Origin of the sequence: Mesorhizobium sp. 8, assembly GCF_006351905.1 — a bacterium.
In the GTDB taxonomy this organism is placed as follows: domain Bacteria; phylum Pseudomonadota; class Alphaproteobacteria; order Rhizobiales; family Rhizobiaceae; genus Mesorhizobium; species Mesorhizobium composti.
Genome location: NZ_CP040914.1, coordinates 978,031 through 992,580 on the forward strand (window position 1 = coordinate 978,031; position 14,550 = coordinate 992,580).

Annotated in this window: 16 protein-coding genes and 1 tRNA gene; 3 read left to right on the forward strand and 14 right to left on the reverse strand. The window is 62.4% G+C overall.

Translation table 11 applies throughout. The features are described from left to right. Window positions 1–534 precede the first annotated feature (534 nt). The 9 genes from FGU64_RS04525 to FGU64_RS04565 all read right to left on the reverse strand — a co-directional run bounded on the left by FGU64_RS04525 (window position 535) and on the right by FGU64_RS04565 (window position 10,001). A complete protein-coding gene (locus FGU64_RS04525; RefSeq protein WP_139951055.1) occupies window positions 535–2,409 on the reverse strand; it encodes a hypothetical protein in 1,875 nt (624 codons plus the stop codon). A 302-nt stretch (window positions 2,410–2,711) separates the two neighbouring features. Beyond that, the gene (locus FGU64_RS04530) at window positions 2,712–3,380 is read right to left on the reverse strand and encodes a hypothetical protein (protein WP_139951056.1); all 669 of its coding nucleotides are present in this window, start codon (window positions 3,378–3,380) and stop codon (window positions 2,712–2,714) included. After that, a complete protein-coding gene (locus FGU64_RS04535; protein ID WP_139951057.1) occupies window positions 3,377–4,954 on the reverse strand; it encodes a phage terminase large subunit in 1,578 nt (525 codons plus the stop codon). The genes FGU64_RS04530 and FGU64_RS04535 overlap by 4 nt, the downstream gene beginning before the upstream one ends. Then, complete coding sequence (locus FGU64_RS04540) at window positions 4,890–5,429, reverse strand: hypothetical protein (RefSeq protein ID WP_180375629.1); 540 nt, start codon at window positions 5,427–5,429, stop codon at window positions 4,890–4,892. The genes FGU64_RS04535 and FGU64_RS04540 overlap by 65 nt, the downstream gene beginning before the upstream one ends. Window positions 5,430–5,615: 186 nt before the next feature. Continuing rightward, entirely contained in the window at window positions 5,616–5,837 is a 222-nt protein-coding gene (locus FGU64_RS04545; protein ID WP_139951059.1) for a hypothetical protein, read from the reverse strand. A gap of 5 nt (window positions 5,838–5,842) precedes the next feature. Continuing rightward, complete coding sequence (locus FGU64_RS04550; protein ID WP_139951060.1) at window positions 5,843–6,034, reverse strand: hypothetical protein; 192 nt, start codon at window positions 6,032–6,034, stop codon at window positions 5,843–5,845. A gap of 21 nt (window positions 6,035–6,055) precedes the next feature. Further along, window positions 6,056–6,640 carry a hypothetical protein gene (locus FGU64_RS04555; protein WP_139951061.1) on the reverse strand — a complete coding sequence of 195 codons (585 nt, stop codon included), beginning with the start codon at window positions 6,638–6,640 and terminating at the stop codon, window positions 6,056–6,058. Window positions 6,641–8,004: 1,364 nt separating this feature from the next. Beyond that, window positions 8,005–9,522, reverse strand: a complete 1,518-nt coding sequence (locus FGU64_RS04560) for an AAA family ATPase (protein ID WP_180375630.1) — start codon at window positions 9,520–9,522, stop codon at window positions 8,005–8,007. 251 nt (window positions 9,523–9,773) lie between these two features. After that, window positions 9,774–10,001, reverse strand: a complete 228-nt coding sequence (locus FGU64_RS04565; protein ID WP_139951063.1) for a helix-turn-helix domain-containing protein — start codon at window positions 9,999–10,001, stop codon at window positions 9,774–9,776. Between the two features lie 399 nt (window positions 10,002–10,400). On the opposite strand from FGU64_RS04565, the gene FGU64_RS23200 reads away from it, so the two are divergent. Continuing rightward, complete coding sequence (locus FGU64_RS23200) at window positions 10,401–10,571, forward strand: hypothetical protein (RefSeq protein ID WP_180375631.1); 171 nt, start codon at window positions 10,401–10,403, stop codon at window positions 10,569–10,571. Between the two features lie 2 nt (window positions 10,572–10,573). Here FGU64_RS23200 and FGU64_RS04570 read toward each other — a convergent pair whose 3' ends face one another. The 3 genes from FGU64_RS04570 to FGU64_RS04580 form a co-directional block, all read right to left on the reverse strand. Next, complete coding sequence (locus FGU64_RS04570) at window positions 10,574–10,855, reverse strand: hypothetical protein (protein ID WP_348639793.1); 282 nt, start codon at window positions 10,853–10,855, stop codon at window positions 10,574–10,576. A 71-nt stretch (window positions 10,856–10,926) separates the two neighbouring features. Further along, entirely contained in the window at window positions 10,927–12,177 is a 1,251-nt protein-coding gene (locus FGU64_RS04575) for an integrase arm-type DNA-binding domain-containing protein (protein WP_139951065.1), read from the reverse strand. A 183-nt stretch (window positions 12,178–12,360) separates the two neighbouring features. Continuing rightward, a tRNA-Ser gene (locus tag FGU64_RS04580) sits at window positions 12,361–12,450 on the reverse strand. A gap of 449 nt (window positions 12,451–12,899) precedes the next feature. Here FGU64_RS04580 and FGU64_RS04585 point away from each other — a divergent pair. After that, a complete protein-coding gene (locus FGU64_RS04585) occupies window positions 12,900–13,289 on the forward strand; it encodes a DUF930 domain-containing protein (protein ID WP_139951066.1) in 390 nt (129 codons plus the stop codon). Between the two features lie 55 nt (window positions 13,290–13,344). On the opposite strand, the gene FGU64_RS04590 is transcribed toward FGU64_RS04585, so the two are convergent. Further along, entirely contained in the window at window positions 13,345–13,524 is a 180-nt protein-coding gene (locus FGU64_RS04590; RefSeq protein WP_136353456.1) for a hypothetical protein, read from the reverse strand. Between the two features lie 314 nt (window positions 13,525–13,838). On the opposite strand from FGU64_RS04590, the gene FGU64_RS04595 reads away from it, so the two are divergent. Further along, window positions 13,839–14,240: a hypothetical protein gene (locus FGU64_RS04595; protein WP_139951067.1), complete on the forward strand. Its 402-nt coding sequence runs from the start codon at window positions 13,839–13,841 to the stop codon at window positions 14,238–14,240. Window positions 14,241–14,263: 23 nt separating this feature from the next. On the opposite strand, the gene FGU64_RS04600 is transcribed toward FGU64_RS04595, so the two are convergent. Further along, window positions 14,264–14,542: a DUF4031 domain-containing protein gene (locus FGU64_RS04600; RefSeq protein ID WP_139951068.1), complete on the reverse strand. Its 279-nt coding sequence runs from the start codon at window positions 14,540–14,542 to the stop codon at window positions 14,264–14,266. Window positions 14,543–14,550 lie beyond the last annotated feature (8 nt).

The window sequence follows — 14,550 nt, forward strand, 5'->3', positions numbered from 1 at the left end:
GCGGGCGTAGCTTTATCGTCGAGTATCGGGGGACGATTATGCTCGCAGACGATCCACGACTATTGGACGCGTGGAATCAAACCGAAATCCCAATTGTTTTACGCAGAACCGGGAAGGGACAGCGCATACGCGTGCGACTTCCCTTTGCGGTCGACAATAGGAAATGGCTGAAAAACGAAAGAAGATCGGACCCCGTTTGGTTCTCTTTGGACAGCAAGCGATATTGGGAACTGCCGAGGAGTTGGCTTAACGATTTCGTAGAACGGGCCCTTAAGCGATACGGCGCTCTTTACATTATTCAACCCTACCGCGAACAGGAAATATGCTCGTCATCTTGCATGAATGCTGCCGGCCACGAATGCGAGTGCTCGTGCATGGGGGCAAATCACGGTGCAGGCAATGATGGAAGCTGGTTTGAAGTATCGGAAACCTTTGCAACTCGATGGGGAAATCGAGAATTGGCGTGCCGGTTGATGGTAGCGAAATAACTAAAGACCACCTTTCACGTGCCATCGCATCTACAAAAGCAAGTCACTAAATCAGGCATTCCCGCATGGCCTTGATTAGCGCGTCGTCGTCGGCGTGATCCTTGAGCACTTGGCGAATGGTGGTGAACACCGGAATGAGGTGGCCGTCCGGGTCGGTGCCATCGTACTCGCCCATGTGTATCGGCATGTCGAGATCGACCGGTCCAGAATGCTGACCAAGCTCAACGGTATCCTTGGCCACCGCGCCCACTGGAAGGCGGCCAGTCGCATCCGGCGTCGCTGCCGGTATGATCCTCACGGGCCGCTGTTCAGCCTTCGGCGGCGCGGCGATGTCCTTTTCAAGCTGTTCGGACGCGGCGGCCGTAGATGCCGGACTATCGATAGGCCGGCGGCCGGACGGGTCCATATCGCCAAGCAGGCGGCGTACCGTGGCCGAACGGTTGACGCCGGGAACGCCGGCCGCAGCGTCTTCCACCAATCGGGCGCGCGCTATGCGCAGACCGCTGGCCTGCGAACCGGCGGCGTCTTTCTGACCGGCAAGCACGTCGAGGTCACGGCTAGCGGCGGCCTGCCGGTCTATCACGCCGGCCAGTGCATCGCGATCACGGTTTAACTGGCCCAGCCGGCGCGGATTGCTTTCTTGCGCAATCTGCTGGTCGAGGTCGGCCACCTTGGTTTTCAAATCGGCCAAGTCCCGCGCCGGGAAAACTTCGCCCTCGCGTGCCTTGATCTGTTCGCCAAGATCGGCAACGGCCTTATCGGCGTCGGCGACGCGGCCGGTCAAACCCGCCAGCTTGGCGTTCGCCTCGCGCATGGCCGGCGTGTCCGGCGCATGATCGAAGATGTTGGCAAGAGGCGTTTCGGTGCCTGCGAACAATTCGTCGGTGGCCGACGTGGCGAAATGCGGCGCGGCGAACGGCGAAACGTCGGCGGGTACTGCCTGCACCGCCATATTCATCGGGAGATCGCGGTTGAGCGCGTCTAGGACTTCGGCGTCCCGCATTCCCTGCGCGGCTCGACTGGTCCCGTAGGGCGACGCGCCAACGGCCTGTTCGGCTTCATGGGCGAGTGCGCCGGTCGTGACATCGGCCGCCCGCGCGCCGAAATGCTGGGCGACGGCACGGAAGCCTGTGGCGGCCGCCTCGCCCGCACCGCGAAGGATGCCCGCGCCTAACGCCGTGGTCGCGACCTGTTCGGCCATCTGCCCGCCGGTCGGCGCTTGGTTCAACAGTTCCTCATTCTCGTAGCCGCCTGTGAGAAGCTGGGCCGCCTGCCCTAAGCCGGCCATGCCCATTTCCGACGCGATTTTCACAAGCGCCGTCTTGCCGAAACCGCCAAGGGCGAGCGTGGCGACGTTGACGGGATCGCGGGACGGATCGAAGCTGCCGACCGCGCCGCCGATGATATTGCCGACCGTACCCATGAAAGTCGCGCGGTCGGCGGTGCTGGCATTCTGGTCTACATACTGCGCGGCGTTCTGCTGGACCTGCTTGAACATCTGGTCGTAGGTCAGCAGGCCGTGCGCTGACGCTAGCCGATTGTACCGGTCCACCTGCTGCTGCGCCGTCTGCGCATATTCCCGTTGCATCTGCTCGACCTGCTGCGCGGTAAATCGCTGGGTGTCGCCAGCCATGACGTGCATAAGGTCCATCTGATAAGGACCGGTCGGGTTTGTCGGCGAATAGAACGCACCGGGGAACAGCGGCGACATACGCTCACCCGTCGCCTTGTAAAGCTTGTCCAACTGCTGCTGTTCCAGCGTGGCCATGTCCTGTTCCGCGCCTAGCGCGCTGCGAACGTGCCGCTGCTCGTCCAGCGCCGCCGAAAAATTGGCTGCAAACCCTGTCTGCGGCCCGGCCGAAAGCTCGGTCCCGGCATCGGGGATCGTGTTCTGCTCCCGGTCGCCCATGAAGAAAGGCATTGTCGTAGTGTCCTATCTGCCCGATCCGGGCGGTTCGATTTTCAGGCCATGGCCCGATTTCCCGGTCACTCGCGCGGATCGCCCTAGCGTTGCCGTCGAAGCGCGTGACCAGATAATCTGGACATATCGCTATCTTCTATATGCTGTTGATTTCACTTGTTTTTCGTACCTTTCGGCGCATCATGTCGGCCATCGTCAACGCAGACAAAGGAGCGCGAAACATGAACGCAACCGACAACACGACCCCGGCCCGCTGGGGAGCTTGGGGCCTTTATCTGGATTGGTGCCCGGATCGCCCATGGCTATCGATCCAGTGCCGGGTGCTGCCGGCGTTCGGCATCGCTATTGCGGGCGTGGGAAAGGTGGCCATCGTCCTGAATTGGCCCGTCACGGCCCGATAGTCCGACCGACCGAAAAATAAGGCGCGGCGGTTCCGTGTTCGGGGCCGCCGCGTTTTCGTCGTCGGGGCCGGTGGCCGTGCGCTTCTCGACCGCGCACTGATAGGCCAGCAAGGAAGTCTGCAATCTGCGCAGCATGTCGTAAGGAAGGCCAACGGTCAGCCGCGCCAAGCTGCCAAGCTTGGACCGCAACCGAAAGCGCGACGCGGCCACGCGCTGCCCGGTGGCCGCGTCCAACGCTATATCGACCGCCGCCTGCTGGATCACCAATTCGCTTTCGGCCGTCGGATATTCCGCCGCCGTGATCCAGCCCGCGCCGTGGCATACCGGGCAACTGCCATCTGCCGTGTTCGCCGCGATCAGCGATTTTCCCGTGCGCCGGCACGCCGGGCAGCGCCGCCAGTCCTGCATAGCGACCGACGCCATGACGCCGGCACGGCCGCAATCGCACGGCCCGTTTAGGTCGGTCATGTCGTAGGTCGGCCGGCCGCAAGTTGTGCAGCGCCCAATCGGGGCCGTGTCGAAAGGTTTATGGACCGCGTGGCGGGGTTTGCGGGCGGTGGTCGTGTTCATCGAAAATCTGCCTCGTAGAAGCCGATGCGGGTGAGATAGTCTTGCCGGCGGCGTTCGGAGCCGCCACCGCCGTCGCGGCCGTAAGCGGCGTCCAAAACATCGTAATCGGAGCCGCTGCCACCGCCGGGAAGCGGCTTGCGCTTGGCGCGGGCGACTTTGTTCATGACAATGTTGGCTTCACCGCCACCAAGCAGCAGATATTGGAAGGCGTCGGCGACATGGCTGGACATATTCTTTGCCGGTTCGTCGGCGTAGGTCAGGCCGTTGCCCGTGCGCAAAAGCCTATAGTGGTAGCCGCCATTGCAAGCTTTGCGGAAGTCGGCGGCCAGCGGGGAAATCAGGATGCCGGGTTTCCCGTCCACCATCCGGCCGAACGTGCCCAAGCAAGCCTCTAGCCGCATCGTCCAGTCGTTCGTCGGCGCGGCCGGGCGGACACGCCAGCCCGTATGTTCGGCCAGCACTTCCAAGGCCGTCCGCTCGTCCACTTGGCTACGGTGGTTGCCAGCCGGGTCGCAATAGACGCCGGCAACGGTGTGGTCGGGGTAGTGTTGCGCGACATGCGCCGTGAGCGCTTGGGCGAAGCGGACAACGCCCGTTCCAACGTCGTCGGTGGTCACTTCGGACAGGATCAGCCAACGGCCATCGGCAAGGCGCTGCCCAATGACGGCGGCCGGCGTCAAGCCGAAGTCCACGCCGATAAGCAGCGGCAAGCCGGGCACGGCCTGTAGTGGACCGGGCGCAACGTGGGCGCCGTCGCGGAAATTGTAGAAAACTGGCTTGCCTTCGATCAGCCGGCCATATTGCCCATGCACATAGACCTTGATCCAATCCGGGTCTTTGCCGGCGGCAATGCGGGTGTAATAGTCGCGGCCACCGGGCAGGTTGTCGAGGTTTTCGGCGTTCTCTGCAAGGCCGCTTGGCTGCTTGAACAATTCGTAACCGGCGGGCCGGTCTACCTCGAAAAGCTGGTAAAACCAATGATCGTCGGCAGGCGGGTTAGTATCGAGAATGACGCCGGACCATGTTGGCCCGCCCATGGCCTCCGACGGGTAGCGGCCGACACGGGCGGTCACGGCCTCGAAAATCGACTTCGGAAGCTCGCGACACTCATTCAGCCATGCCCCCGTCAATTCGAGGGATAGCAGTTTCTTCACGTCGTCTTCCTTGTCGAGTGCGAGAAAGATCACTTCAAGATCGATGTCGCCGGCTTGCAGCCGATAGGTGATCGGCGGATTGTGGTTCCACTTGCCGACGCCGGCCGTCCAATCCTTAAACGTCTTGACGGTGGTAAGCTGCAATTCCGGGTAGGTGTTGCGGATGACAGCCCAGCGGGAATGTCGCTTGCCATCGGCGGCCGGGGCCTGTTCGGCGGCTCGCCATATGATTTCCATGGCCATCGCAGACGATTTGCCGCTACCGAACGGCCCCATAACCGCCCGCACGAATGCGCTGGACCGGTGAAACTGCCGAAGGGTCGGCCCCGCCGGCTCGTATTTGATTTCCCGCCGATCAGCCATTGTCGCCGCCCATACGGTCGGGGAGGAAGATGGCAACATCGCCTTGATGCCGAACATCGAGCTTGTCGGACAGAAAGCCGTGATGCTTGGCGCGCAGTTCGAACGAACGGGCCAACGCGGTCGCGTTGCCGGTATCGCGCGCAAACTGCGCAGCTTCGGCGAAGTCGCGTGACGCATCTTCGAAGGAATAGACGGCCCGGCGCGCGATAAGCTGGCGGAAGCCTTCAAGGGCTTTCTTCACGCTGGGATGACTGGAAATGCGCCACGCCGTCGCCTTCACGTTGCCGACTGCATAGCCGGATCGGCGGGCCGCCTCACTGGCTTTGCTGGTGGTGATGAAATGACGAACGAATGCCTGCCGGCGCGGTGACAGCGGGGCCAGAAGTGCCTGCAATTCCGCCTGTTCGGCGGGCGTGAGATCGGCCATACCCGCCGGGGTGATCGGATCGGCCACGGTCGGCGCGGTCGGCCGGGCAGCGAGGGAGGCTTTGCGGCGCTGGGGTATGACGGCGGGCAGGTTTTTCGTCTTCATGGTGTTCAACGTTCGGTTGTGGCGGCCTCGCATGAGGTCAAAAATATAGGCGTAGGGTACTTACTGGCATTGACGGCTCGGCTGGCGTTTTGGGGGTGCCACCCCGCCACCCCCGTCGCCTGCCAGATGGGACCCATTGGCGCGGCGGCGCAGCCCATAGAGGTCGAAGGCGGCGGCCGGCAGCGGTCATGCCTTCCGCGCCGCGACGACGTGCAGCGCCTTCCAGATACGGGCGCGCATGTCGTGCCGTGGGTCTTTGGCGTCGAACAAGCTGTCTTGAAAAGCCTTGTCTGCGCCAAGCTCGGCCAGCTTCAACCTCGCCGCGCCTACATCGTTGGATATGAGCACGTCGCCGGCTGGGTTACTCGGATCGATGGGGAAGCCATCAAACATCGCATTGTCAGCCATGGGTGTTACCTCCGATCCGGCGCATCGGCCGGGTAAACCGGCGACACGACAGGCAGCGGGCCGGAAACGTTGGGCGTCGTCGCGGCGTTCTGGATTTGAGCGACACGACTGGCCAGCGCGGCGGCGTCGGCCACCTGTTCGGGAAAGAGCGCCGCCGGGTTATCGGCTGGGTGAGCGATGCGGATGGTATCGGACATGCAAAGTCTCTTTCGTGGGGGTTAGCGAAGCTGGCGGATAAGGTTGCCGGACGATGCAACGCGGTCGGACAGCAACCTGCCGGCGGTCTTGCCAACGGCGGCAAAGCCCTCTTTGTGCGCCCACGGCATCCCGGCTGCGATCATGGAATACAGGACGCCGGCTTGCGGATCGTAGGGCCGGCCGTTGTCGGTGACGTTGGCTGCGTTAGGCACAAGCGCGTTGACTTCGGCGTCAAGGCTGGCCAGCGCGGCATAGTACTTGCCCAGCGCCGCAATGGCCTTGTCCGCCAGTTCTGCGGCCTGTTCGCGCTTCGCCAACAGCGTCTCGACTTCGGGCCACCGGGCGGCGATGGCCACCGCTTCGGCTTCCGCCTGCGAACGTTCGGCTTTCAGGGCATCGAGGCGCTTGGTTTCCAAAACCGCCCGGCCGGCGGCATCGTCGGCAACGGCTTGCGCGTCACGGGCATCGGCGTCGCGGCGCTTGGCAAGCAGTTTCGCAATTCGGGCTTCGGCTGCGTGCTGTTCTGCGGTGGCCTGCTCGGCTGCGTCCTTGGCGGCGGCAATGGCCGCATCAAGGCCGGCAAGCTCACGTTCTGTTCTGGTCACTGGTCGGGTATCCTATTGATCCAATTGCAGCACTATTTTAAGGCCACAGGCCGAAAAAGTGAACAGGATCAGCTATTACCTAACCATACCGAATTATACTCAACCTGCTTTCGGGGCAGACTTTTCGCGATCCGGCGGTGGCCATACGGCACACCTGCGGTGGCCCGACCGGTAGACTTTCCTCCGTAATTGTCGGGTAGATTTCGGGGTATTTTGGCTAGTCACACCGAACCACATTGAAATAAAATCAATGCGCTGGGCATTCTATTCGCCGGTCGGTGCGTCCGTCATTTGACGAAAAGCGTCTTTGGAAGCGTTTCGTGCCGACAAAAGCACTGGCAAGCGGCCAACGGAGGTCTACAACGGAGCAAGTGGGATCAAGCTATGCGGTATCCGGCAGGGGTTTGTGAGAAATGCGGCCGTCACGTACACGACGCCGCCGCAATCAATGGGCGTTGCAACAAGCAGGTTGACCAGCGTCGGCGATGCGACGGCGTTATCGGTAGCCGCATGGCTGAAACCGATTGGCGGCCCTGCCCGGCTTGCGACGGGACCGGTCGAGGCGACGGCCATCGGTGCGATGCGTGCGAAGGTGACGGCGTGGTGGACAACCGCCGCAAGCGATAAATGCCTCTCTTTGACTCACAGATGGCCGTAGGACGCTGCCACGCCATTGCGGGCGCCCGGATACCGGCAAGAGGGCCAATCGAGTCCAGCGGCCGGCTGTGAGTCAAGGCGAAGGCGTCCAGCAAACGGCAAGCGATCTTGCGCGCGCACGCGCGACGGCCGGTGACTATCGGGGACCCCGGAAACGACGATTGGCCACCTACGTCGATTTTTCGCGCCGGTTCGCCGGAACGTAACTTGCCGGATCGCTGGAATGTGCATCGCCAGCCGGCCGGATCGCCTCTCCCGAACCGCCGACGCGCCGCCCCTGCCCTTCCGTCCGGCGTCGAGGCGAACCGGCGACAAGAGCGAACCGCGCGGGCTGCCATCCAAACGGAAGGAATTTTCTGCCACCGCGTTCGCGCTTCCGGTCACGGCGGATGGGTGTTGGTAGCGCCCGGTCCCCCGGCCGGGGGCGCTTCCAACGCCCCGGGGGGGGTATGGGGGGTTGGAAGGAACCCCGTTAGAAGGCGTTGGAAATCCGTTGGAACCGCCCTCAACCCCGTGCGCCACAAGGCTTTCAGCGCAGTGGCCTTCCAACGCCTTCCAACGCTCCGTTTTGCCGTTGGAAATCCGTTGGAATTGCCCTCAAAGCCTTGCGCCATATGGCTTTTAACATGCCGGCAATTTCCAACGGAAATGGCGTTGGAAGCGTTGGAAGTGTCATCGATAACTATCGATATCATATGCTGGGCACCTTACGCCGCTTCGGCCAGTTGGCCGGCGGCTGGCTCGGATCGGGCGATATGTTCGCGCCGTTTCGAGGGCGGCCCGTCCTCGACAACCCGGATGGCGCCGGCACCGAACAGCCGGTTCATGGCGTCGGCAAGCGCTCTACTATCGGACATGCCCGACCGGCCATCGTCTGCGAAGACGCTGGGGGCGTAGGTCTTGCCGGGATTGGGGCTAACGTGACGGCCTTCCGCCGTATACCGGTCCAGCATGTCGAGGAACACGCGATCCGCTTCGGCGTTCGCTTCCGCCTGCGAAACCGTTCCGCCAGCAAGGACAAATGCGCCCGCGTGCCACCGCAACTGGACGGAAGCACCGACGCCGCCATAGTTGGACTTGGCGACGTGCAGCGTGCGCAAGCCGGTCTTGTCGTCCCGTTCAAGCACCAAACGCGACCGAACCGAATTGTGCCACGCCGTTGAACCGGACGATCCGGCGGCGGCGCTGTTGCCCTGCACTTTGAGGCCGTCGCGGCTCGGATGCGCAAGCACGACGATGTTGGTTTTGCAGTCGATGCCGATCTTGCGCAGCTTTCCGATAAACGCGCGCGCCTGCGCTCGGATATTCTCGTTACCGGCGAAGACATCGGCCAGCGTATCCAGCACGACAAGACGCGGTTTCAATTCTGCAATCGTGGCCGCCAGCGCGTGCCATAGCTTGGTGAATTTGAGCGGCCCGTCGCCGCTCGCTTGCGCCAATGTGGGATCGTCGGCGGCGAGCGACACAACGGCCAGCTTTCCCGCCAGTTCTGCCAGTCCGACGCCCTGTTCGCTGGCAATGTCGGTAAGCCGGCGGTGCAATTCGCTCGCATCGTCTTCCGCCGTGACGTAGAGCGCCCGACCGGCTTTAACCGGAATGCCGAACCACGGTTCGCCCGTGGCCACGGCAGCGGCGAGTTGCAGCGCCGCCAAGCTTTTGCCCGTGCCGCCGTCACCGTAGAACAACGTCACGACATCGGCCGGCACCCAATCCTGCACAAGCCATTCGCGCGGTGGCGGCGCGGTGCCCGCCAGCGCGGCAAGATTGAGGGTAGCCCGTGCCAGTGTGCGGCGTGCATCCGACAATCGGTTGTCGTCGGTCGGCGCCGGGTTGTCGTTCGCCGGCTCGTCCCAATCGGTGATGATGTCGAAGTCGGCGGCGGCGCTTTTGGCGCCGGGCGAGTTCTGGCCGTAGCTGTAGGCGTGGCCGAGAATGTCGGCGAGGTCGTCGCGCTCCCACGGCGGGGCGCAGCGCTCGTTCCAATCCGACAGGTTGTCCATGAAGTCGAGCGCCACCGGTTCCGAAAGGCCGAGGTCTTTCAGGTGGCAGGCGATCCGGTAGGCGTTGTCGTTGCCGCCCTGTCCCTCGACACTGGCCGGCGCGTCGGCGAGATAGCGCAACGCGGCATCGCACGCCTCGTCGGTGTCCAGTTCGACCGCCGCCGTGAGTTGCTTGGCCGGCTCGTTGGCCGTGTATGCCTCGGCGATAGCCGCCGACAGCCACACCGGGATCGTAGGTATCGCCGAGCGTATGGGTGAATTTTTTAAAGTCTTACCCGGCAATTTTTCTTGAATATCGGCAAAAGAATTGCTATTCTGTTTTTGTTCTACGGACATCTGTTTTCCCTTTCTCGGATGGCCGTTATACAATTGCTTTGATCGGTCATCATGGCGGTTGTGGAATTTCTAGGGTTGAACTGAAAGCCGGTCGCGGGTTCCCAAAAACGCGGTCGGCTTTTTCTTTGCGCGTTTAAACGTCACGCCGCTTCGTGTACGGTCGTCGCGCCGCCGGCCCAATCGCGAATTGCGCTCGGCTTGTAGCGGGTCGCCCCGTTTCCCAGCTTGATAAACGCGGGACCGCGCCCGGCGGCGCGCATGTTCGCAAGGGTTTGCGGGGCGTAGCCAAGCAAGGCGGCGGCCTGCTTGGTTGTCAGCAGCGGTTCGCAACCAGCGACGGCAGCGAGATCGATAATATTGGCGGCCATCGGCCTATTCCTTTCGCGATATGCCGACAGCGGGTTTGCCACCGGCAGATTAGGGGGATCGATCCGGGAAAGGGCCGGACGCTATCGCGGGTCCGGTTTGTCGGCGGCCCGGCGGGATCGAGGCCGGGGTGTTCGCGTAGAGGGGCAAATCCGGGCACTACCAGATTTGTCAGTCTAGATAATTATGCGCCCGTATGGCCACGAAACGCGAGGAATTTATTCTTTCGTCGGGGCCTTTCGCCCGGAATGCCGGGCACCTATCTACCCGCGCGCCCGAAAGAAAGCGATGAATAGCTGGATTGGGGATTAATGGTGGCCGAAACGGCGATTTGACAGAAAACGGGAGCCGTTTAAACGTCGCGGTTGCCGGCGGTGTCGCCGATTGGGCGGGGTAGAGAAATGAGCGCAATCATCTACGGGATTGGCGCGTTCGTGGCGTTTCATATCGCAATGTGGGCGCTCGCCCACGTCATCCATTGGTTCCGTATGATGACTTCGGAGAAGTACCGGGCGTATGACCGGGATTTGCGAGAAGCTGCCGAAGATCGACGCCGATATGAGCGGTTTTGAGGCTACCGCTTCGCTCGTCGCCAGCCGGCCGCCCGCGCATCGGCTTCGGTGCAAAACCAGCGTTCCCCGTATTCCGGGCTGATGCGGGTTTCGCTGTAGTGCTCTTGCCCGGGCACGTGATAGATGTGCTCACCGGTATTGATTGAGACGTTTCCCTTGATCCGGCAAGACGCCCCCGGCTTCAATCGCATCGCGCCGGCCGCAAGGTCATCGGAGAAATAGCCGACGCCGCCAGCGCCGATTAGCAGCATAGCAACGGGAAAGGTGAGCGCGCCCGATTTCATTCGGCCACGATAACCGGCAAATTTCAACGGCGAGTTGCCTTGCGTATGGCAATTTTACCTATCCGGCCACCCTACCGGCGCGGCCCGATCAAGAGGTCAACCGGGTCCGCCGCATCCTTGAGGATCAAATCGGCCCATGCCTGCGCAAGCTCGCGGCGGCGGTCCAAATACTGCGCCCGGTTATACGCGCCTTCCACCTTGTCTTTCGGCACATGGGCCAGCATCAAATCTATGATGTGCCGATCCGCCGGATAGCGTTCGTTCATCACGGATGAAAAGGTGGCCCGCCAGCCATGGGGAACATGCTTGTGGTGATACCCTGCCCTATTGAGCAGATACCCCATGGCATTCTCGCTCATTGGCTTGTGGGCGTGACGGGCGTTTGGGAAAGCGAGCGGGCCACGGCCCGTCAGGACACGCAAGGTGGCAATGGCGTCGGCCGCCTGCCGCGACAGTGGCACAAGGAAATCGCGCGCCTCATCGTCTTTGTGCTGCAATCGCAGCTTCATGCGTTCCGCTGGGATATGCCAAAGCGGCAAGTCGGGATCGAGGTTCGTCCATTCGGCCCAAGGCGTCGCGGCCAACGTGCCGGGCCGCACGACGGTCAAGGCGAGCAGCCGCAAGGCCAGCTTTGTGACGGGATGCGCCGCTTCGGCATCGGCTTTGCGCAGCATGGCGCGCGCGTCGTCCAAATTCGTGATGGCCGGCTGGCGGCCCTTTTTCATCGGGGCCATGGCGCCCTTGACGATGGCCGCTGGATCATTCGCCGCCCGGCCGGAAGCGATGGCATAAACGAAGATGGCTGACATGCGCTGCCGGATGCGGCGGGCCGTTTCCTTGGCCTCACGCTTCTCAATCGGCCGAAGCAGCGCCAGCATGTCGGCGGCCGTAATGTCTTCAATCGGAATATTCCCGAACGTCGGAAACACGTCACGTTCAAGGCTGGTCAGCACGTCGGCCGCGTGGCGTTCCGTCCATTGCGGCTTTTGAAGCTCGTACCATTCGCGGCCGATGGCCTCGAACGTGTTAGCCGTGCTTTGCGCGCTGGCGAGTTTGCCAAGTTTCTTGACGATGCTGGGATCACGGCCAGCTTTCAACGTGGCCTTTGCGCCGTCGCGCGCTTCGCGGGCCACTGCCAACGAAAGATCGGGGTATGCGCCAAGGGAAAGCAACTTTTCTTTCCCGCCGAACATATATCGGTAGCGCCACAGTTTGCCGCCGGCCGGGCTGACAAAAAGGTGGAGGCCACCACCGTCTGCCAGTTTGTAGGGCTTTTCCGCCGCCTTTGCGGCCCTAATGCGCGCGTCGGTCAAATTCGCCATGGCTGGTTTTCCTTCGGATACCCGGTTTATTGCCGACGATACCCCGGAAAATACCCCGCTTTCAACGGGTATAAGATGGTAGGATATGGGATGCTTTGGTCGACAAGACCTCATCAAAACGTCGAATAATTCGGCGTTTTCAACGTCTTATGTCAACGATATGATGCTAGAACATACGGGGCTTGGCGGAGGGAGTGGGATTCGAACCCACGGAGACATTGCTGCCTCGCCGGTTTTCAAGACCGGTGCCTTAAACCGCTCGGCCATCCCTCCATGGTGATTTTTCAATCACCTCGGTATCCGCGACCGGACGAAATGGATCGCCCGGCGTTGGTTGACGCCGGAAATTCTCACAGCCGGGTCGCGGCCCATTGCTGTAGGCAGCGGCAGCGGCCGCGTCAACCGTCGCCATCGCCCCTGCGCTGCTCTGGAGCAAATGCAGATTGTCGGGGTTCATCGCCGGATCGATGGCTGGAGCTGGTGAATGCCGCCGCACCGCCCTTTTCGGTGAAGGCGCCGGTGTGCAGGCTGACACAGGCGAACAGCCGGTAAGGCTCAAGGAAAGTCAAATGGAAAGCGAAGGTTGGGCATCAAAGCGTTGATCGGCATGGGGTTTGCCGTCGCAACCACGAAGCCCGTTGTTTCGCCGACATGGCGACAATCCACGCTTTCCAGGCCGGCAGGATTGATCTCCGGCTCGAAATCTGGTGATTCTCCGTTCCATGAAAACGATCTGCGTCGCAGCGCTTGTCGGCCTCATCACTGTCGGTCCGGCAAGCGCGATGAGCAACACCTTGCGCACCGGCCTTCTGAAGCTCGATCCCGAAACCAGGCTCGAGCAGCGTTGCGACGCCGAAGTGCTCGACCGCATCACCCACGACGACCCGCAGTTCGAAGCCGACCGGGTGGTGGCCTACGCCTTCGCCACGCCTGAAATGCACAAGGATTCGATCCGCAGTCCCGGAGCCGCCTTCCGCAGCAAGGGCGAGTGGTACAGGCTGAAGTTCAAGTGCCGGACCGCACCGGACCACATGACCGTGCTCGATTTCCGCTACCGCGTCGGCGAGCCGATCCCGAAGGACGAATGGTCGAAATATAACCTCTACGACTGAGGCAGCCGCCCGAACGCTTTCCCCACCGCAGTGCCGGGCGCTCGTGCCGCCGCGCTCAGGCGGCCGCCTGGACGATCTCGTTGTAGGCGTCGAGGTCGACATAGAAGACGCGCGTGATCTCGCGGATCAGTTCGTCGTCGTCCAGACCGCGCGATTTCAGGATGTTGACGGCGGTCATGATGTCGAAGCGCTCCGTCAGCCTTTGCTTCTGGTAGTCCTCGAGAAAACGCTCCATCGGTGCCCTCCCCTGCGTCGAACGAACCAACGCGGCTCTCGAAGGATGCTAGGAACGGGCGCTTGCGTGGAGCTTGCCGCCGCCGCTTCCTTCTCGATCTGCCCCAAACCGAACTCGGAAAAAGCGGCCGACTCACCATGACCAAGGTAAGAATAACGCAACCGGACCGGTTATGCAGGAGGCGCCGGCGGGCGAATCCTCTTGCGAAACCCCGCCTTTCAGTCCTCGATGGCGGGCGTGCCGGCTGGCGAGCCGGAAAATAGAGGAAGGCCATGCCGCGATACGGTCCCGCAACCTGGAAAGCCGCCTGCCGATTGGCTGGAACCGGCGGTACGGCCATCCTTTTGCTGCTGGCGCAACAAGGCGGCGTCCGCGCCGACATAGCCGAAGGCACGCTGCCGGACGGCTCCTACCATTGCGAGGCCTATCTGCTCGGCCTGTTCCTCGATCTCGGCACCATCACCATCAAGGACAAGGTCTATAGCGGGCCGACCTATGGCGGCAGGGCCGCGCAGGGCTATAACTACCAGATCGACCGCAACGGAGAGCTGGCCTGGCTGGGACCGCTCGGCGGCTTCACCTCCGGCGGCAACAGCATCTCGCTGACGCAGGTGACGGCCGACGAAGACAAGGATGCCTCCTTCGATATCGTCATGCGACAGCCCGACGGCGCCTTTACCGCGGCGACCTGCACGATCCGGCCGACCGCCGGCTGAAGTCTTTTACCGCGGATGCCGGCTCATGTCCGCTGCTTGCCGTTCTTCACGCGCACGCGCCGGAACACCGCCACGATCTCCTCACGGCTGCATTCGACGGCGCCCAGCCTGACGGCGCGGTCGCGCTCGAAACCGGTGATGTCGTAGTGCGGCGCCGACGTCTTGGGCGGCCCCTGATAGGACGAGCCCTTGATCCCGAGCTGTGCGGCGAAGCGATGCAACTCATCCATGTCGTCGGCGAGCAGATGGCACCAGCGGCGGCCGGCATAGTTCCAGATCGCGGCGTCGACATAGACCGCCATGGCGGCTG